Below are 19,255 nucleotides of genomic sequence, written 5' to 3'. Positions count from 1 at the left end.
CCACACGACGCGTGAAGTAATAATCGATTTTCCTATGGAAAGTGTTTTTTCCTCTGGGAAACCACCGCTTGTACGTATGCGGTTATCGACCGCCCTCACGCTTGCCCTCGTCGCCCTCCTCACCGCGTCGACGCTCGGGACGGTGGCCGCCGCCCCGACAGTCGCTTCGCCGACAGGGACGGCCTCTGCCGGTCCCCAGTACGACGTCTCGTCTATACCTCAGGATTCGAATGTTTCGGTCGACACTGCGGATCCGAAACAGGTCTTCCGTCTCAATATCACCGAATCGGGCGATGCCGAGTGGACGGTCGAGCACCGGTTCGTCCTCGCAGGTGACGACGAAGCAGAACAGTTCGAGGAGTTCGCAGCCGACAGGGTCGACAACACGTATCCGATCGACGCGTTCGAACAGGCCAGCGACATCGCCGAGGACTCGATCGGCCGAAATATGTCGATCGAAAACGACCACTGGAACGAACCGCGATTCGAACCGCCGACCGAAGCCGAACTTGAGACGCTCGAAAACGACGACGACATAGCGGCCGACAACGCCTCTGTCGGCGTGATTTCGTACTCGTTCACGTGGACGAACTTCGGATACGTCGACGGCGACCGCGTCTACGTCAACGACGTCTTCGAGGACGAACACGGCGATCCGTTACCGTATCTCAGCAGTAACCAGCAGTTAGTCATCCAGACACCGCAAGGATACGAGGCAGCGACGCCCGGCGACGAAAACGGGACCTACGTTTGGGACGGCCCCGTCGAGTTAGACGAAGAGCCGGATCTCGTCTTCTTATCGTCTGGTGGATCGCCGCTGTTCCAGAATCTGGGCTGGATCGGCGGGGTCTTCGCCGTGCTCGCGGTCGCGTTCGGTGTGAGCGGCTATCTACTCGCTCAGCGACGCTCGGAAATCGAGCCGTTGATCGAGCGCATTCCGGAGATCAACGTCCCGGGGACCGATTCAAGTCACGGCTCCGAGGCCGTCACCGACGGAGACTCCCTGAGTATCGCTGGCTCCGCCCGCGCTTCGAACGACCGGTCGGCGTCCGACGGGTCCCGCGATGCCGAACTCGAGTTCTCCGAGAACGATGAGGTCGACCCCTCGCTGCTGAGCGACGAAGAACGCGTCCACCGGATGCTCAGTAAGAACGGCGGACGGATGAAACAGGCGACGATCGTCAAAGAGACCGGCTGGTCGAACGCGAAGGTCTCCCAGCTCCTCTCGAAGATGGACGACGACGACGAGATCGAAAAGCTCCGGATCGGTCGCGAAAATCTCATTACGCATCCGGAAGTCGATCCGACGGAGATCGACTGAAGAGTTCGGTTGACGTGGACGTTCGCGAAATTCTAAAAGTGCCTACGCGAGCGGCGTCCGCTCGACGACCTGCCCATCGTAGGTCGGATACTGTTCGACGATTTCGCCGTCCTCGAGGTCGCCTTCGTCGATCATCTCCTCTAGGAGCCACCAGGCGACTTCGACGTGGTTCGTCTTGACGGTGTAGAACTCCTCGGGAACGCCGAGGTCGACGAATCGGGACGGATCCGCCCTGGTCTTGCCGTAGACAAGGGTTCCGTCGTCGGTGATGTCGTCGAACTCCCGGCGAACGTTTCGCGCGGCCCGTTTGAGCCGTCGCCGGTGCTGGGCGGCGTCTTTGAACACGGAGGTACAGAAGTAGGTCCGCTCGTGGTCGCCCATCACGTCGAGGATGGACTCACGATCGTTGTCGACTGCACTCATGTGATCTTCTTTGAGTTCGTATCCCTCGGCTTGCATCCGGCGGAAGTTCCCGTGGCTCATCTCGAACTCGTTTATGTTACAGAACTCCGCCGCGCCCTCGTCGAGAAACTCGAGGAACTCCGGTTCGGGACGGATACCGGGGATTTCGAACGCGGGCGTGAGCCCTTCCTCGCGCGCGATGTAGAGGATGTCCTCCCACTCCGTTCCGTGGAGGTCGCCCCACTGCTCGAGCGGCGGGTGGAACCGGATCTCGTCGAGACCGGCTTCGGAAAGTCGGCGCATGTTCTCTCTGCCGCCCGTAATGCCGGTGTAGAGGTGCGTGTGGTGATCCTCCCCGAACTCGTCTTTGAGGAGTTCCAGGTAGTGACAGGTTCGCTCGAGAGCCTCCTGCGGTTCACCGCCCGTGATCGACGTCCCGAGCGCGTCCATCCGGTGGGCCTCGGTGAGAACGTCCTCGTCGTCCTCGACGAGTCGTTCGTTCGCGTAGACGTCGGTGACGTTCTTGCGTGACTCGCCGAGCGGGCAGTAAAAGCAGTCGCGCTGATCGCAGTAGCCGTAGACGAACAGCACCATCTTGCCGCCTTTCGCACACTGCTCACAGCCCTTCGAGATCATTCGACTCCGTCTAGCGTCTCGAACGCCAAAAGCCGTGTGGAATCGCCCCGGTTTGCGGGTCTCACCCACGAAGATCGGTCGGTACGGCGAGTCTCCGGCCCGCGTACTACCCCAGAAGATGGAAATACCACGCACCCGTACCTCGACTCGATGCTGTTGGTCCTGTGTGTCGATCTCGACGACGACCTCGGCCGCAAGACCGGCTTTTCGACCCCGGTGATCGGCCGCGAACCGGTCGAGGAGGCCGCCGTCGCGCTGGCGACCGAAGACCCCGAGGACTCGGACGTCAACGTCATCTTTCAGGGGATCCACGTCTACGACGACCTCGCGGAACGCGACGAGAGCGTCGAGGTCGCGGTCGTCACGGGCAACGACGGGAGCGACCTCGAGGCCAACCGCGAGGTCGGCGACGAGGTCGACACCGTCCTCGCGAGCCTCTCGACCGCGGAGAACGTCACGACGCTGGTCATCACCGACGGCGCACAGGACGAGTCGGTCATTCCGATCATCCGCTCGCGGGTCCCGATAGACGGCGTTAGACGGGTGGTCGTCCGTCAGGCGCAGAATTTGGAGTCGATGTACTACACGATCAAGCAGGTGCTCGACGATCCGGAGACCAGAGGGACCGTCCTCATCCCGATCGGCATCCTGCTTTTGATCTATCCGCTCGCGCTGGTCGGCGCGTTGCTCAACCTGCCGGGGCTCGTCCTCGGGGTCACCTCGACGCTGCTCGGGCTCTACCTCATCTCCCGCGGACTCGGACTCGGCGAATACCTCGACGCCGCCGTCGAGTACGGTCGTCGTTCGCTGTACGCCGGTCGAACAACGCTGCTTGCGTACGTCGTCGCGGCCGCATTGCTCGCGCTCGGCGGTGTCAGCGGCGTCAACATGCTCGAGGACACGCGAGCGGCCACGTCGACCGACCTCGGGATTCCCATGATGTTGGCCGCGCTGGTGTACGGCTCGATCCAGTGGTTGGCGGCCGCGGGCATCACCACGAGCCTCGGGCAGATCACCGACGAGTACATCGCCGGCCGCCTCGAGTGGCGCTACCTCAACGCGCCGTTCTACGTGATCGGGATCGCCGTCGTCCTCTATGCGGTCAGCGGGTTCTTCCTCGACGAGTTCGGCATCACGATGCTCGCCGGTGCGCTGACCGCCGGAACGGTCCTCGGTATCGTGAGCACGCTCGCGTTCGCTGTCGCCGAATCGCGTTTTTCAGAGGGGACGCCTCGAGCGGACAGCGCCTAGCTGCAACGCGTCCGACCCTGATTTTCATTTCAGTCGTCGATTGGAACGGTACGCAAAATCGACCCAGAACCGCCCTGAATCCAGGCACAAAGCCCTAATCGATCCCGGTCGAAGGCACCGACATGGGACCGGTACAGGCCGACGACCTCGAGTGGACGGAACTGACCCAGGGGACGATGAACGTGCGACGCAAACAACTCGGCGAGGCCGCAGACGGCGAGCGACTCGGCTGTAGCCTCTACGAGCTTCCGGCCGGAAACGAATCGTGGCCGTATCACTATCACGCCGCGAACGAAGAGGCGATGTACGTGCTCGCCGGAACCGGAACGCTTCGGCTCGCGGACGAGACGTACGATCTCGAAGCCGGCGACTACGTCTCGTTCCCGGCCGACGAGCGCGGCGGCCACAAGGTGATCAACGATTCCGAGACGGCGCTTCGATACCTCCTGGTCTCGACCATGAACGAGCCGGACGTGACGGTGTACCCGGACTCGGAGAAGTTCGGCGTCTACGTCGGCTCGCCGCCGGGCGGGCGCGAGGAGCGGTCGCTCTCGGGGTACTACCCGATCGAGGCCGACGTGGATTACTGGGACGGTGAATAGTGTGGTCGCTCGAGCGTCGTCTGGGATGGCGGCCGATTACCGCTCGCGCTCGACGACGAACTCCGCCAGCTCGAGGAGGTAGTCTCGAGCCGCCGTATCGACGGCGTCGACTGTCTTGAGCGCGTCGATCGCCCGGTCAGCCTGCGATCGGGCCCGTTCGTTCGCCTCCGCGGGCGTCAGGTCGGTCACCTGGACGACCGAGGGACGCTCGAGGGCGGCGTCGTGGCCGGTCGGTTTTCCGAGCGAGGAGGGATCCGCAGTCGCGTCCAACACGTCGTCTCGAATCTGGAAGGCGACGCCGACGCGTTCGGCGTACTCGCCGAGCGTCTCGACGGTAAACGGATCGGAGTCGGCGGCGATCGCGCCCAGTTCCGCTGCGGCGCGAAACAGCGCGCCGGTCTTCCGGCGCGCGAGGGTCATGTACTCGGCTTCGTTCGATGGCTGGGAAGAGAGTTCGGTCGCCTCGCCGACGCCGAGTTCGACCAGCGACTCGGCGACGACCTGCGTCGCCTTCGGATCCGCCGAAAAGAGGGCGAACGCCTCGCCGAGTAGTCCGTCGCTCGCGATGATCGCCGGCCCGTGGCCGAACTCGGCCCAGGCGCTGGTCGTCCCCCGTCGAAGCTCCGAGCGGTCGATGATGTCGTCGACGACGAGCGACGCGGTGTGGACGAGTTCGATCCCGACGCCGAAGTCGACGGCGTCGGTCCGGTCCCCGCCGACCGTTTCACATGCCAGTATCGTCACCATCGGCCGCACTCGTTTCCCCCCCGAGAGCGTCACGTGGCGAACTTCCGAACTGAGCGTCTCCGGATCGAGGCCGTCGACGACCTCGACGAGACGCTCCTCGACCAGCGCCCGGCGGCGCTCGAGAAGTTCCATTGCCAGCGCTTCGAACGGGGGAAAAAAGTACGTGACGGTTACGGCCGAAACCGTTCGGTCCCTCGAGACGGTTCGGCGGAGTTCGAGATCGGCGGGACGACGAGAATAGCGGTATTGGGCCGTGTTACTGGAACTGTTCGGTCAGCGCCGGCACGACGTCGAAGAGGTCGTCGTGGATCGCGTAGTCGGCGATGTCCATGATCGGCGCGTTCGGGTCCGTGTTGATCGCCACGATGGTATCGGAGCCTTTCATCCCGGCGACGTGCTGGACTGCCCCCGAGATCCCGATGGCGATGTAGACGTCGGGCGTGACGACCTTGCCCGACTGACCGACCTGCCGGTTTTTGGGCAGCCAGCCGTTGTCGACGATCGGCCGCGACGACGACAGCGTCGCGTCGAGCGCGTCGACGAGGTCGCGAATGATGTCCAGATTCTCCTCTTCCTCGATGCCGCGACCGATCGAGACCAGCACGTCCGCCTCGCTGATGTCGACGTCGCCGCCGCCGACCTCTTCGAAGCCCGTGACGCTCGAGCCGATGGCGTCCTCGTCGATAGCGGCGTCGAAGGCCTCGATTTCGGCGTCGCCGGTGCCTTCGGCTTGGGGCCACTCGGCGCTACGGATCGTCGCGACGGCGGCCCCCTCGAGTTCGGTGGTCGTCTCGACCTTGCCGCCGTACATCTCGCGGTTCGCCCGAAGGGTCTCGCCGTCGGTCTCGAGGCCGACCGTGTCCGTGACGATCGGAAGGTCTAGCTCGTTGGCGACGGCGGGGGCGTAGTCGAGGCCGTTGACGCTGTTGGGCGCGAGCACGTATTGCGGACTGAGTTCGTCGTAGAGCTGTGTGATCGCCTGCGTGTAGACGTCGTGGTTGAACTCCTCGCCGTAGGAAACGGTGTGGATCGCGTCAGCGCCCTCGCGGTTCGCCTTCTCGGCGAACTCCTCGACGGGGCCGCTGATGATCGCCAGATGGAGATCGCCTCCGGTCTCGTCCGCGAGTTCGCGCCCGGCGGTGATGATCTCGTAGCTCACGTCTCGGAGTTCACCGCGGCGGTGGTCGGCGATCGCGAGTACGTCCGTCATTGTGCCACCCCCTTCTCGCGGAGCAACTCAGCGAGTTGTCCGGCCGTGTCGTCGGCACCGCCCTCCCAGACGGTCACGTCGCTCTCGGTCTCGGGTTCGTACATTTCAGTGAGCTCGAGATCGCCTTCGACGGCACTGGCGTCGACGCCGAGATCGGCCAGCGTCTGGACATCGAGGTCCTTGCGCTGGGCCTGGCGAATACCGCGCAGACTCGCGTAGCGGGGCTCGTTGATCCCGGTCTGGATCGTCAGCACCGCGGGCAGGTCGATGTCAGTGAGTTCTTCGACGCCGCCCTCGAGTTCGCGCCGGACCGACGCGACGCCGTCTTCGAGGTCGTGCTCGAGGCCGTTGACGACCGCGCCCCACTGGAAGCCGACGGCGCTGGCGAGCGAGACGCCGGTGGCGCCGAAACTGTCGTCGCCGGACTGCACACCCGAGAGGACGAGATCCGGCTCTTCAGCCTCGACGACGGCGCTCAGGATATCGGTCTTCGCGCCGACATCGAGTAGGTCGACATCCTCGAGGGCGTCGTCCCAGACGCGGATGGCGCGGTCGGCGCCTTTCGCGAGGGCTTGGCGGATGGTCTGCTCGCAGTCTTCGGGGCCAATGGTGACGGTGACGACCTCGTCGGCGAGGCCGGCTTCCTGAAGTTGGACGGCCTCCTCGACGGCGTAGTCGTCCCATTCGTTGAGATCGGCACCGAGGTACTGGTCGGCGATCGCCGTTCCCTCGATCTCGAACTCGTCTTCGACGGTCGCGACTTCTTTGACCGTAACGAGAATCTTCATCATTGTTTTGTGCGTTGCCATCCCCGTAAACGTTTTCGAAACCCCGTTTCATACGCGAGCAGTTGTCGCGATAGATTCGACGCGACCGAGAGTTCGTGAGTCGAGATGGGATCGCGCCTATGTGTCGAGTTCCGTTCGTCGCCGGCGACAGACCGGCCCGGACTGGACGCAGAAGTCGGGTCGAAACTGCGCGATCGGCGGCCGTCGGTCGCAACGCTCGCTCGAGCGTACCCGTCGTTTCCAAGACGCAAGCGGTTTAACGCCGCCGCTGATAGAAAACCGTATGGCAGACTGTCCACTCGCCGACGACTGTCCGAGCTTTTCCGAGCGGATTTCGGGAATGGGGTGTCAACACTACGGCGACCGTGGTGGCAAGGAGTGGTGCCAACACTACAACCAGCCCATCGACGACCTGAAGAGCCAACCGATCAAGCGCGGCGAGGAAGTCGTCGTCGACATCGTCGACATGCACGAAAGCGGCGCCGGCGTCGGCCGAACCGAGGACGGGTTCATCGTCATGGTCGACGGCGTGCTCCCGAAGGCCCGATCGCGCGTCGAGATCGAGCGCGTCCACAGCAACCACGCGAGAGCCAAAGAACTCGAGCGACTGCCGTTGGAAAGCGACGAAGACGACGAGCCGGACGACGAGAGCGACGACTTGAGCGACGACGACGAGGACGACGAAACCGAGAGCCAGCACAAACGGGAACGACTTGGCAGCCGCGACAACTTCTGGGGATCGTAACCGGCCCGCGCTGGCGACAGCGGCGGTCCGTGGACAGTGCCACCCACGACGTTTTCTTCGGTCTATCTCGTTCGATCTGGTGCAGTTGCGGTTCGAGCACGGCAGCGATTCGCTACCGCTTCGAGTCCGGCATCGATTCGATCGGAGACGCTTTGATCCTGCCGACCCGATATCAGATTATGACCACGCGCGCGACCCCGCTCGAGGTGGCTTCGCCGTGATCGACGACGTCGAAACGCTGCTCGAGGACATCGGGTTCGAAGCCGAGACGAGCGTCCTGACCCACAGGCAGGCACAGATCCTCGCGTTGCGAGAGCGAGACGTGTCCCAGGCCGACATCGCCGACGCGCTCGGCACGTCGCGAGCGAACGTCTCGTCGGTCGAGTCGAGCGCTCGAGAGAACCTGACCAAGGCCCGCGAGACGGTGGCGTTCGCGGAGGCGCTTCGCGCACCGGTCAGGGTTCGTATCCCCGCCGGGACGGACCTCTACGACGTGCCGGATCGCGTCTACGACGCGTGCGACGAAAACGGCGTCAAGGTCGATCACACCGCCCCCGATCTGATGAAAGTCGTCAGCGACGCCGCCGGGCCCGCGGTCCAGGGACGCAAGATATCGACTCCGCTCGTCATCGGGGTGACGTCGAACGGGCTCGTTCGCGTCCGCCACCGAGAATAACGGCGGCGGACGAATCCGCCTTCTTCACGTCGCTCCCGATTTCGTCCGCCATTCTGTCTCACTGTCGCGGTCAGCCTACTGCCGTGATCGTCTCGCAGTCGCTGCCAGCCGACGGTCGCGGTCGTCTCCCGTCCCCGAAACCTTTTGTCACCCGTCCCGTTTCCCCGCGCATGGATCTACACCTTGACGGGAACACGGCACTGGTAACGGCATCCTCGAGCGGTCTCGGTCTCGCGAGCGCGAGGGCGCTGGCGCTCGAGGGCGCGAACGTCGCCATCTGCGGGCGCGGGGAGGATAAACTCGAGGCAGCGAGAGAGTCGATCGAAGACGCCAGCGAGTCCGCGGACGGACCGACCGGGGACGTCCTCGCAGTGCGGGCCGATCTCACCGCGCCCGAGGAGATCGGAAACCTGGTCGAAGAGACCGTCGACGCCTTTGGCGGGCTCGATCACCTCGTCACCTCCTCCGGGGGTCCGCCGAGTACGACCTTCCTCGAGACCGAGCAGAAAGACTGGTATCAGGCCTACGACCTGCTCGTGATGAGCGTCGTCTGGACGATCGAGGAGGCCCACCCGCACCTCCGCGAGTCAGAATACGGGACGATCACCTCCATTACGTCCAGAACGGTCAGAGAGGTCGCGGACGGACTCCTCCTCTCGAACTCTGTTCGCCGGGGCGTGATCGGGCTGATCAAGACGATCTCCCGCGAGTTCGCACCCGATATCAGGGCCAATGCCGTGCTTCCGGGAACCATCGAGACCCCCCGAATCGAGGAACTGATCGAGGCCGGCGTCGAGCGGGGAACCTACGCGGACTACGAGTCCGGACTCGCCGAACTGGCGGCCGACATTCCGGTGGACCGAATCGGACAACCCGAGGAACTGGGCGAGACGGTCGCGTATCTCTCGAGTCCGCACGCGAGTTACGTAAACGGCGCGGAGATTCCGATCGACGGCGGTCTGCTCCGGAGCTAGGGTCGCTCGGCGCGGGCGATCGATCTCGCTCGGTTCTCCCCGCACTTCGCCAGGCGGTCCCGCACGTTTTTGGCCGCCCGCCGCGCGTGTCCGAATATGAAAGGTGCCGACCACGAGCGAACGGAGGCGGGCTTCAAGGTACGGACGCCGCTCGAGGAGGCCCGCACTGCCTTGCGAGACGCACTCGCGGTCGACGAGCGCGAGCCGCGAACGGAACGGCTCCCGATCGAGCAGGCGACCGGCCGCGCGATCGCCGAGTCGGTGACCGCCTCGCGGGACGTGCCCCACTACCGTCGGGCGGCGATGGACGGCTACGCCGTCGTGGCCTCTGATACGTTCGGCGCAAGCGACCGGTCTCCCGCCGTGCTCCGCGTCGCGGACGCCGACGATTCGATCGCGTCCGGGACCGCGGTCCGGGTTCACACGGGGAGCGCGCTTCCCGAGGGAAGCGACGCGGTCGTGATGATCGAGCGCGTCGAGACGATCGACGGGACCAACGAGCTCGAGGTCCTCGAGGCGGTCGCGGAGGGCGAGAACGTCGCCCCGGTGGGCGACGACGTCGAGTCGGGACAGCCGCTCTACGAACCGGGCCATCGACTCAGGCCGTCGGATCTGGGGCTGCTCAAATCCGTCGGCCGCTCGCGGGTTTCCGTCGCACGGGAACCGCGGGTCGGCGTCGTCCCGACCGGCGAGGAACTCGTCCAGCGCGATCCCGAGCCCGGCGAAGTCGTCGAGACCAACGGACTCACGGTCTCGCGGCTGGTCGACGGCTGGGGCGGCCGATCGACCTACCGGAACGTCGTCACGGACGATCGCGACGCGCTTCGGGTCGCCATCGAACGCGACCTCACCAAAGACGCGATCGTCACGACCGGCGGCTCGTCGGTCGGCGAGCGCGACCTGCTTCCGGAGGTCATCGACGACATCGGCGAGGTGGTCGTCCACGGCGTCGGCCTCGAGCCGGGTCATCCGGTCTGTCTCGGGATCGTCGAGGACACGCCGGTCCTTGCCCTGCCGGGCTACCCGGTCGCCTGTATCGTCACCGCCGTCCAGTTCCTGCGGCCGGTGCTCCGGTGGCTCGAGGGAACCGAGCCCGAGCCGCACCTGACGACGATGGCGCGTCTCACCCGAAAGATCCCGAGCGAGCCGGCCACGCGGACGTTCGCGCGAGTCGCGCTCGAGCCTCGAGCGACGGGCGGGGACGGATCTCCGGCCGACGAGGACGGAACCGGGCTCGACGACACGGACTCCAATGGAGCAGATCCCGACAGCGCGGCCGACGGACCGGTCGTCGACGCCGTGCCAACGCGAGCGAGTGGGGCCGGCGTGCTCTCGAGCGTCGCGCTCGCCGACGGCTGGGTCGTCGTCGACGACGACCGCGAGGGGATCCCGGCGGGCGAGACCGTCGCGGTCCAGCGCTGGGAGTGACGCTGCGGCCAGCGCGAACCGTGCCGTCGGCGTGCTCGAGGGTGACGACGCTCCTTTCGCTCCACAAAACTTATTTCAGATAGATACACAGAATCGATCATCTCACTGAACGAACCGATGATCGACTATTCGACAATCCTCCCCTCGGCGTCGAGAGCGGTTCCCTCGACATCGAAAGCGGTTCCGGTGACGGACTCGCGGTCGGTCGACAGCGGCGGGTGTCCCTAGATGGGCGTCGCCTCGAGACTCGAGCGGGTCGGACCGGACGCGGAACGGTACCGGCGGCTGCTTGGCCACCTCGAGCCGGTCGGCAGGCGGGTTCGCTCCCGGTTCGAGGTCGATACCCGCGCCCTCGCTGCGGTTCGCATCTCGTTCGGACTGATATTGCTGGTCGACCTGCTCGTCCGCTGGGGGAACATCGAGCAGTTTTACACGGACGACGGCGCGTACCCGATCGAGGCCTACGAGGCCACCTACAGCCAGTTCACCGGCCTGTCGGTCCACGCGCTTTCGGGCGAACTGTGGTTCCAGCAGCTGCTGTTCGGTATCGCGGGCCTGTTCGCGCTCGCGTTCGTGCTCGGCTACCGGACGAGATTGGTCGGGTTCGTCTCGCTGGGACTATTGCTGTCGCTGCAGGCGCGAAATCCCGCGGTTCTCAACGGCGGGGACAAGCTCCTTCGAGTGTTGCTGTTCCTGGCGCTTTTGACCCCGCTGGGAGAACGTTGGTCGGTCGACGCGCTTCGTCGCGGCTCGGCGCGGGCAAGCGTCGTCGGGTTCGGTACCGCGGCCCTGCTGATACAACCGTTGATGGTGTTCTCACAGAACGCCGTTCTCAAGCACCAGGGCAATACCTGGTACGAGGGCGAAGCCCTCCAGATCGCGATGTCGAACGACGTGATGACGATCTTTCTCGGCAATCATCTCACCGCGTATCCGACATTGCTCGAGGCGATGAACTGGGCCTGGGTGGGCCTGCTAGCCGGCTCGGTTCTCTTTTTGCTCGTGACCGACGGGCGGGTGCGAGCGGCCTTCGCGCTCGTCTACGTCGGCGCGTTCGCGGGGATGTTGCTGACGATGTCTGTCGGACTCTTCCCGCTCGTCCTCACGACGGCGCTCCTCCCGTTTCTCACGCCGCCGTTCTGGGACGCGCTCCGTCGTCTCGTTCCAACGGGCCTGCTCGAGCGGCTGCCGAGCAGGGCGAGACTCGAGTCGATCGCCGGACGGCCGCTCGAACGGCGCGCGTTCGACGCGCTCGAGCAACGGGGATACGAGTCGAAGCTGTCGTTCGTCCGCGCGTACTGTCGCTCGCTGCTGACCGTCGTTAGCGTCCTCGCGCTCGTTTCGATCCTCCTGTACGGGACGGCCTACGTCACCGATCACGATCTGCCGGACGAACTCGAGACGTCGGTCGACCAGCAACAGTGGGGGTTGTACGCGCCGAACCCAACGGAGGGCTACAGCTGGTACGCCGTCGAAGCGCAACTCGAGTCGGGGGAGGAGGTCGACGCGTTCGGCAACGGAACGATAACTGACGATCGGCCGCCTGACGCTTCGAAGGAGTACGACACGTTCCGCGAGCGAAAGTTCATGCAGACCGTCTGGGCCTCCGGAAACGGCGATACGGATGGAATCATCGCCGTCGACTACGCCGAGTGGGCCTGCGAACAGGCGATCGACCGCCGCGGCGACTCGGTCGAGTCGATCACCGTCCACCGGTTCTACCAGCCGAGTCCGATCGACGGCGAGTACGAGGAAACGGGTCGATTCACCGTCGTCGAACAGGCGTGCTAGGCGGCTTCGATCCCCGTCGGTTCGCGGGCACCTTCGGTCTCCGTCGGCTCGCAGGTGACTTCGGCGCTCGAGACGACCTCACCCGCTCACGGCTAGCCGAACCGCGTCGCCGAGCGCGCTGGCTCTCGTAACGTGCTCGTAGGTCTCCTCTCGCACGCCGTTCGTCACGTACGCGAAACTGATGTTTTCGGCGGGATCGGCCCAGCCGACGCTGCTTCCGAGACCGGAGTGGCCGAACACGCGAGACGGCGTGAGCGAGCCGAACGGATCCGTGCTCGTTCCCCCTTTCCAGACGCCGAGGCCGTACCGCGAGGGTCGACCCAGCGTCCCGTCCTCGTCCGTCGCGGCCCAGAGAGTCGTCACCGTCTCGACGACCTCGGAATCGAGGATCCGCGCGCCGTCGAGTTCGCCGCCGTTCGCGAGACAGGCGTAAAACCGGGCCATGTCTCGAGCCGTTCCGATCCCGTTTGCGGCGGGGATCACGGCCCGGTGGATCGCCTCGCTGTTGAACGAGTCGGCGATCTCCGCGTGCCCGCCGAGCCCCTCCTCGAGGTCCCGACAGCCGTCGAAGGCGTCGAACCCGGTGAGCGTCGCGACCGGCCCGTTCTCGTCGTCCCGCAGGCCGATTCCCGTGTCGTTCATCTCGAGCGGGTCGAAGACCCGATCCGCGACGACCCGTTCGATCGGGCTGCCCGAGACGCGCCTGACGAGTTCGCCGACGAGCCAGCCGAACGTCAGCGAGTGGTAGGCCGGCCGTTTGCCGGGCGGCGAGACCGGTTCCATCGCCTCGAGACGCTCGACGACGGCGGCCCAGTCGTCCCAGAGTTCGGGGCGGCGGTCGATGTCGCCGGACGGAAGCCCCGCCGTGTGACTGAGAACGTGCCGGACGGTCGTGCTTGCTTTCGTCGAACCAGCCTCGGCGAAGGAGGGCCAGTGGTCGACGACGCGGTCGTCGTAGGCGAGCGCGCCGTCACAGACGAGGGCGTGGAGCGCCGCGGCGGCGTAAGGCTTCGTACACGAAAACAGCACGTGGCGGGTGTCCGGCGTCGTCGGGAGGGCGCTTTCGGACGACTCGTCGCCCGCGTTCGCCTGTCCGCCGGCCAGATCGAGTTCGAGTTCCCCGTCGACGTAGACCGCACACTGGGCCCCGTGGTGGAGGCCGACCTCGAGGTGCCGTTCGAAGAGTTCGCGCACCCGCTGTCGGTCCCCCTCGCTGATTCGTGCCATAGTGGCGACTCAACTGGCAATTTCATAACTATTCCCATCTAACGTGACGACAGGGATCGAGAATGCAAACCGACGCCTCGCTGCTGACCGACTCGAGTGCCGAATCGACCTATCGCGACGTAAACGGCGTTCGACTCCACGTCGTCGCCGCGGGAGACGAAGACGGTCCGCTGGTCGTCTTGCTCCACGGGTTTCCCGACTTTTTCTACTGCTGGCGCGAGCAGATCGAACCGCTCGTGGAGGCGGGCTATCGCGTGCTCGTCCCCGACCAGCGCGGCTACAACTTGAGCGAGAAACCCGACGGCGTCCGATCCTACAGGAAGAGCGAACTCGTCCGCGACGTCGTCGAACTCGTCCACAGCGAGGGACGCGAGTCCGCACACGTCGTCGGCCACGACTGGGGCGCGTCGGTCGCCTGGGAACTCGCGCTCCGCTACCCCGCGACCGTCGACCGCCTCGGAATCGTCAACGTCCCCCATCCCGCCGTCCTCCGACATCACGTCCTGTCGAACCCGACACAGCTGAAAAAGAGCTGGTACGTATTTTTCTTCCAGTTACCTCGACTGCCCGAGTGGACCTGCAAGCGCGAGAACTTCGCGTTCTTCGAGCGAGCCCTGCGAGCCAACGCGTCGCCGGGGACGTTCACCGACGAGGATATTGCGCGGTATCGTGCCGCCTGGCGTCGACCCGGCGCGCTGACGGCGACGATCAACTGGTACCGCGCCGCCGCCCGTCACACCGCCTCGCCGCCTCGAGACCTCGTTGACGCTCCCACGCTCGTCATGTGGGGCGAACAGGACTTCGCGCTCGAGCCCGAGATGGCCCCAGAGAGTCTGGCCTACTGCGAGGACGGCCGCCTCGAGCGGTTTCCCGAAACCGGCCACTGGGTCCCACACGAGGAACCCGAGGCGGTGACGGCGCTGGTGCTCGAGCACCTAGGCGAGTAGCGTATTCCACCCACTGCGAAGGGTGGCGACCCGTCCTGCAGGAGGTATCGACCGACGTTTTTAGCCCCCGCGGCCGAACACCCGCTATATGGACCGCACGGAATTTCGCGACCTCGCCTCGCCCGCCGAGGCCCGCGAGGCGATCGACTCGCTCTCGCTCGAGGGCGGCGTCGAACGGGTATCGCTCGAGAATGCGCGCGGGCGCGTGCTCCTCGCGCGGATCGACGCCGAGCTCGACGTGCCCGGATTCGACCGCTCGAGCCTGGACGGCTACGCGCTTCGGGCGCGAGACACCTTCGGCGCCGACGAGGGCGATCCCGCGCGGCTCTCGGTCGTCGGGACAGTCCACGCCGGCGAGGAACCGGCCGTCTCCGTCGGCGAGGGCGAGGCCGTCGAGATCTCGACCGGCGCCGTGATGCCCGACGGGGCCGACGCGATGGTCCCGGTCGAACGGACGAGCGAGGATAGCGGGGACGCCGGGAGCGCGGCCGACGAGAGTGCCGACCGCGACGTTCTGGTGCGCACGAGCGTCGCTCCCGGTCACAACGTGATGTTCGCGGGCGCTGACGTCGCCGCGGGCGAACGGGCCGTCGGCCCCGGAACGCGGCTGACGCCGCGAGACATCGGGCTCCTCTCCGCACTGGGCCGCGAGGAGGTCCCGGTTCGATCGAAGCCTCGAGTCGGCATCGTCTCGACCGGCGACGAACTCGTTCGACCCGGCGAGCCCATAGAGAGCGCCCGCGGCGAGATCTACGACGTCAACAGCTACACCGTCGCCGCGGGCGTCGAAGACGCGGGCGGCGAACCCGTCCTCTACCCCCACGCGGGCGACGACCCGGCGGAGATGGAGCGGGTGCTTCGCGAGGCCGCCGCCGAGTGCGACCTCGTGCTCTCCTCCGGCTCGACGAGCGCGAGCACCGTCGACGTCATCTACCGCGTGATCGAAGACCAGGGCGAACTCCTCGTCCACGGCGTCAGCGTCAAGCCCGGCAAACCGATGCTCGTGGGCCGACTCGAGGACGCCGGACCTCGAGCCGACGACGCCGCAAACGGGGCGCGACCGTCGGCCGGCGAATCGGCCTACGTCGGCCTCCCCGGCTACCCCGTCTCGGCGATGATGGTCTTCCGGACGTTCGTCGCCCCGGCGATCCGCGAGGCCGCGGGACTCCCGGAGCCCGCGAGCGCGACCCTCTCGGGATCGATGGCGACCGAAGCGCGCTCCGAGCAGGGGCGACTTCGACTCATGCCCATCGGCATCACGACCGACGGCGACGGCGAGCGGCTCGTCTATCCCGTCGATAAGGGAAGCGGCGCGACGACGAGCCTCTCCGAGGCCGACGGCGTGGTCGAGATCTCGGCGGAGACTGACTACCTCGAGGCGGGCGAACGCGTCGAGGTGAAACTCTTTTCGCCGGACGTGCGCCCCCCAACACTTCTGGGCGTCGGCGAGGGCGACCCGACGCTCAATCGGTTGCTCGACGGCCTCGAGCACCCCCGATACCTCTCGGTCGGCACCCGACCGGGGCTCAGACGCCTTCGAGACGGCATCCCGGATTTCGTCGTCGCCGCCGGACCGCTCGAGCGCGATGTCGACGCGACCGAACTCGGCCGCTACACCCGCGAGTGGGGGCTGATCGTCCCGCCAGGAAATCCGCGAGAGGTAGAGGGGATTGTCGATCTCGTCGAGGGCGATCACCGCTTCGTCAACCGCACGCCCGACTCGGGGCTTCGAACGAGCCTCGAGCGCGAGATCGACGAGTTAGCCGACGAGCGCGACGCCTCGCGGGCGGACCTGACCGAGTCGATCGACGGTTTCGGCCTCGGGCTCCGCGCCCACGAGAGTCCGGCACGACGAATCGTCGACGGGTCGGCCGACGCCGCCGTCGGTCTCCGCGAGACAGCCGACCGACTCGATCTGGGATTCGTCTCCCTCGGCGAGCAACCCGTCCGCGTGCTGGGGAATCCCGACCGACTCGAGAAACCGGGCGTACGTGAACTCGCCGACCGGCTCGCGGACTGAGACGAGCCGAAGGTAGAGACGATTCGCAGAGATGGCGATTTGCAACCGGTAACGATTCACAGAGACGGCGGTTCGCAGACGATGGCGACTCGAACGTGCCCCAGCGACGAACAATCGCCGTAACTGGTTTTTCACGATATGACCGAAAACACGCTCGAGAGACCCTCTATTTGAGCGGAATAGGAGTTTTATCGCTCACTGCTGTACCAGTAGTGATGTCGACGATTGCCGAGTTCCGTTTCCCCGCGACGGAGACGATGCTCGCAACCACGTTCGAACAGGTGCCGGATATTCGCTTCGAGCTCGAGTCGTCGGTTTCCCAGAACCGGCCCTGTCTGTGGGTCATCGGAGCCGATCCCGAAACCGTTCGCGAGGCCTTCGAAACCGATCCGGCGGTCGAGGGCTACGAGCATCTCGTCACGGCGGGCGACCGGCTCCTCTACGACGTCCGGTTCGCGGGAACGACACCGCTGCTGTCCGACGAACTTCTCGAGGGGACCTGCTCGCTGTTGGCCGTCTGGGGGGTCGACGGCTGGTGGCAGGCGCGAGTCCGCGTCAGGGACAGAGACGACCTCTGGACGATCAGGGATCGGCTTCTCGAGGAGGATATCACCGCCGACCTTCGGCGGGTGACCGACGTGACCGCGGAGACGACCCGCGACACGAGGCTTACCCCCGAGCAGCAGGAAGCCCTGGAGGCGGCCCTCGAGGAGGGGTACTTCGAGATTCCGCGCCAGATTTCGATGGAGGAACTCGCCGAAACGCTCGACATCTCACATCAGGCGCTGTCCGAACGGTTGCGCCGCGCCTACGAGACGCTGGTCAACGAGGAACTTCGACCCCCGGGCGAACCGCCGACCTCGAACCAGTAGCTCGTTGTTCTCGTCAAAAGGCGATCAACCGTCTCAAATTCCTAGCAGTAACAGTCCCCGCGCTAAAACAGTTCGTCGAACGATTCGACGCGGTAATCGCCCAGCACGCACCGACCGCGTCGGTCGTGGCCGACGCGTTCGACGTGGATCGCGTCGAGTCCGGCGTTCCAGGCCGCACCCACGTCGTTCGCGCCGTCGCCCGCGAGGACGCCCTTGTGCCCGTTTTTCGCGACCTCGAGATCCGCCATTACCTGTTCGACAGGCGTCGGGTCGGGTTTCCAGCCCGTCTGTTCGGTACAACAGAGGATCGTATCGAACCAGTCGGCGATGTCGACGTTCGCCAACACCGGCTCGGCCAGAAACTCCTGGCAGTGGGTAACCAGCCCCACCGGCTCATCGAGGTCGCCGACGAACTCGGCGTCTTCGTGAAGGTAGGTCTGTTCGGCCCGGACGAGCGGGTCCTCCTCGTCGTGAAACGCCTCCCAGAACGTCGTCGGGTCGATCCCCCACTCGCGCAGTTGCCGGTCTCGAGAGCCGGTCAGCCCGCTCCAGACGATGTCCGCTTGCGCGTCCGTGAACTCGTAGTCGATTCGCTCGCCCACGCGGTCGAACACCTCGCGGGTGTAGGACCACTCGACGTCGACCAGCGTGCCGTCGAGATCGAGCAGCCAGAAGTCGTACTCGGAGACCATTCGGACGGTGTTTTACGAGACTCTCGACCAAGAGTGTGTCGCCCGCACGAACCGGTCCGGAGGACCGACAGGTCGACGACCGGCGGTTCAGATTCGCCTCGCCAGATCTGGGTGATCCGTCCACTCGAGCCGATTTCTCCTCACTCGGACCAGTCGCGCTTCCCACTCGGCCCTGCCGTTCGTCTCATTCGACTCGAACGCTCGAGCCGAGGTACTTCGAGAGGGCCTCGCGGGCGCTGTCGGCGTTGAACACCTCGAGGTCGCCCTCGATTTCGGTCCGGAGCGCCTCGAGGTACGCCTCGTCGGTCCGAAGCTCACGAAAGTCCACGGCGTCGATTTCGGCCGCGTGCTCGAGCCAGTCTGCGGCCAGCCGGCGACCGTACTCGCGGTCTGCGAGTTCGCCGTGCCAGAGGACGTCGCGAAAGAAGCGCCAGCCGTCGGTCCCCGGTTCGGCGGCCGCGACAGATATCGTCGTCTCGACTGTCGCCGGGTCGACGGAGACATCTGTGCGGTCCGGCTCGAGGCGAACGCGAACGCCGAAGACGTACTGAGCCTCCATCTGTGGGCCTCGGTCCGGGTCGAAACGGTTTTCCCCCGGTTCAGGCGGACTGTTCGGATTCGATCAGTTCGGCCATCTCGATGTCCGCATCCGTAATTCCACCCTCCTCGTGGCTCGTGAGTCGAACCTCGAGTTCCTCGTACCGGATGATGATCTCGGGGTGGTGAAACTGCGACTCGGCGATTTCGCCGACCATCTGGGCGGCGTTGACGCCGTCGAGATAGTCGTCGAACTCGTAGACGCGGACGATTTCGTCGCCATCGCGGTCCCACTCTTCGGGCAACTGGTCGCTGATCTCGTCGTCGGATAAGAGGTCGGCCATGGGCGATCGAACGAGAGCCAGAAAAATAACGATTGTGCCGCTCGA

General features: G+C 65.5%; 19 protein-coding genes. 11 read left to right on the top strand and 8 right to left on the bottom strand.

Annotated elements, in window-relative coordinates:
* Positions 1-76 precede the first annotated feature (76 nt).
* Positions 77-1,321, top strand: coding sequence for a helix-turn-helix transcriptional regulator (locus BM348_RS03465; protein WP_245779385.1), 1,245 nt, complete (start codon positions 77-79; stop codon positions 1,319-1,321).
* Between the two features lie 42 nt (positions 1,322-1,363).
* Here BM348_RS03465 and BM348_RS03460 read toward each other — a convergent pair whose 3' ends face one another.
* Entirely contained in the window at positions 1,364-2,359 is a 996-nt protein-coding gene (locus tag BM348_RS03460; RefSeq protein WP_092901997.1) for a radical SAM protein, read from the bottom strand.
* 150 nt (positions 2,360-2,509) lie between these two features.
* Between BM348_RS03460 and BM348_RS03455 the strand changes: the two genes are divergently transcribed.
* Positions 2,510-3,610 (top strand): DUF373 family protein, encoded by a 1,101-nt coding sequence (locus BM348_RS03455; RefSeq protein WP_092901994.1) that lies wholly within the window; start codon positions 2,510-2,512, stop codon positions 3,608-3,610.
* A 122-nt stretch (positions 3,611-3,732) separates the two neighbouring features.
* Entirely contained in the window at positions 3,733-4,212 is a 480-nt protein-coding gene (locus tag BM348_RS03450) for a cupin domain-containing protein (RefSeq protein ID WP_092901991.1), read from the top strand.
* Between the two features lie 36 nt (positions 4,213-4,248).
* On the opposite strand, the gene BM348_RS03445 is transcribed toward BM348_RS03450, so the two are convergent.
* The 3 genes from BM348_RS03445 to BM348_RS03435 all read right to left on the bottom strand — a co-directional run bounded on the left by BM348_RS03445 (position 4,249) and on the right by BM348_RS03435 (position 6,957).
* Positions 4,249-5,091, bottom strand: coding sequence for a polyprenyl synthetase family protein (locus BM348_RS03445; protein WP_092901988.1), 843 nt, complete (start codon positions 5,089-5,091; stop codon positions 4,249-4,251).
* A gap of 124 nt (positions 5,092-5,215) precedes the next feature.
* Positions 5,216-6,169: an electron transfer flavoprotein subunit alpha/FixB family protein gene (locus BM348_RS03440; RefSeq protein ID WP_092901985.1), complete on the bottom strand. Its 954-nt coding sequence runs from the start codon at positions 6,167-6,169 to the stop codon at positions 5,216-5,218.
* Positions 6,166-6,957, bottom strand: coding sequence for an electron transfer flavoprotein subunit beta/FixA family protein (locus tag BM348_RS03435; RefSeq protein ID WP_092903578.1), 792 nt, complete (start codon positions 6,955-6,957; stop codon positions 6,166-6,168). The genes BM348_RS03440 and BM348_RS03435 overlap by 4 nt, the downstream gene beginning before the upstream one ends.
* Positions 6,958-7,240: 283 nt before the next feature.
* Between BM348_RS03435 and BM348_RS03430 the strand changes: the two genes are divergently transcribed.
* The 5 genes from BM348_RS03430 (at position 7,241) to BM348_RS03405 (ending at position 12,571) form a co-directional block, all read left to right on the top strand.
* Positions 7,241-7,702: a TRAM domain-containing protein gene (locus BM348_RS03430; RefSeq protein ID WP_092901982.1), complete on the top strand. Its 462-nt coding sequence runs from the start codon at positions 7,241-7,243 to the stop codon at positions 7,700-7,702.
* Between the two features lie 217 nt (positions 7,703-7,919).
* On the top strand, positions 7,920-8,378 hold the full coding sequence (locus tag BM348_RS03420) for a Tfx family DNA-binding protein (RefSeq protein WP_092901976.1): 459 nt from the start codon (positions 7,920-7,922) through the stop codon (positions 8,376-8,378).
* 170 nt (positions 8,379-8,548) lie between these two features.
* Positions 8,549-9,352 carry an SDR family oxidoreductase gene (locus tag BM348_RS03415; protein ID WP_092901973.1) on the top strand — a complete coding sequence of 268 codons (804 nt, stop codon included), beginning with the start codon at positions 8,549-8,551 and terminating at the stop codon, positions 9,350-9,352.
* A gap of 96 nt (positions 9,353-9,448) precedes the next feature.
* A complete protein-coding gene (locus BM348_RS03410; RefSeq protein ID WP_092901970.1) occupies positions 9,449-10,780 on the top strand; it encodes a molybdopterin molybdotransferase MoeA in 1,332 nt (443 codons plus the stop codon).
* A 228-nt stretch (positions 10,781-11,008) separates the two neighbouring features.
* Positions 11,009-12,571, top strand: coding sequence for an HTTM domain-containing protein (locus tag BM348_RS03405; protein ID WP_092901967.1), 1,563 nt, complete (start codon positions 11,009-11,011; stop codon positions 12,569-12,571).
* 78 nt (positions 12,572-12,649) lie between these two features.
* Here BM348_RS03405 and BM348_RS03400 read toward each other — a convergent pair whose 3' ends face one another.
* On the bottom strand, positions 12,650-13,798 hold the full coding sequence (locus BM348_RS03400; RefSeq protein ID WP_092901963.1) for a serine hydrolase domain-containing protein: 1,149 nt from the start codon (positions 13,796-13,798) through the stop codon (positions 12,650-12,652).
* A gap of 62 nt (positions 13,799-13,860) precedes the next feature.
* Here BM348_RS03400 and BM348_RS03395 point away from each other — a divergent pair, with 62 nt between their 5' ends.
* The 3 genes from BM348_RS03395 (at position 13,861) to BM348_RS03385 (ending at position 17,637) form a co-directional block, all read left to right on the top strand.
* Positions 13,861-14,745 (top strand): alpha/beta fold hydrolase, encoded by an 885-nt coding sequence (locus BM348_RS03395; protein WP_092901960.1) that lies wholly within the window; start codon positions 13,861-13,863, stop codon positions 14,743-14,745.
* Between the two features lie 88 nt (positions 14,746-14,833).
* Entirely contained in the window at positions 14,834-16,765 is a 1,932-nt protein-coding gene (locus BM348_RS03390; protein WP_092901957.1) for a molybdopterin biosynthesis protein, read from the top strand.
* A 215-nt stretch (positions 16,766-16,980) separates the two neighbouring features.
* Complete coding sequence (locus tag BM348_RS03385; protein ID WP_092901954.1) at positions 16,981-17,637, top strand: helix-turn-helix domain-containing protein; 657 nt, start codon at positions 16,981-16,983, stop codon at positions 17,635-17,637.
* 62 nt (positions 17,638-17,699) lie between these two features.
* Here BM348_RS03385 and BM348_RS03380 read toward each other — a convergent pair whose 3' ends face one another.
* The 3 genes from BM348_RS03380 to BM348_RS03370 all read right to left on the bottom strand — a co-directional run bounded on the left by BM348_RS03380 (position 17,700) and on the right by BM348_RS03370 (position 19,210).
* Entirely contained in the window at positions 17,700-18,329 is a 630-nt protein-coding gene (locus BM348_RS03380; protein WP_092901951.1) for an HAD family hydrolase, read from the bottom strand.
* A 184-nt stretch (positions 18,330-18,513) separates the two neighbouring features.
* The gene (lwrS, locus tag BM348_RS03375) at positions 18,514-18,888 is read right to left on the bottom strand and encodes an LWR-salt protein (protein ID WP_092901949.1); all 375 of its coding nucleotides are present in this window, start codon (positions 18,886-18,888) and stop codon (positions 18,514-18,516) included.
* Positions 18,889-18,928: 40 nt separating this feature from the next.
* Positions 18,929-19,210 carry a 4a-hydroxytetrahydrobiopterin dehydratase gene (locus tag BM348_RS03370; RefSeq protein ID WP_092901947.1) on the bottom strand — a complete coding sequence of 94 codons (282 nt, stop codon included), beginning with the start codon at positions 19,208-19,210 and terminating at the stop codon, positions 18,929-18,931.
* Between the last annotated feature and the right edge of the window lie 45 nt (positions 19,211-19,255).

Source organism: Halostagnicola kamekurae (genome assembly GCF_900116205.1).
Taxonomy (GTDB): domain Archaea; phylum Halobacteriota; class Halobacteria; order Halobacteriales; family Natrialbaceae; genus Halostagnicola; species Halostagnicola kamekurae.
The sequence above is the reverse complement of the archived record's forward strand: the minus strand, read 5'-3'. Positions and strand labels throughout refer to the sequence as shown.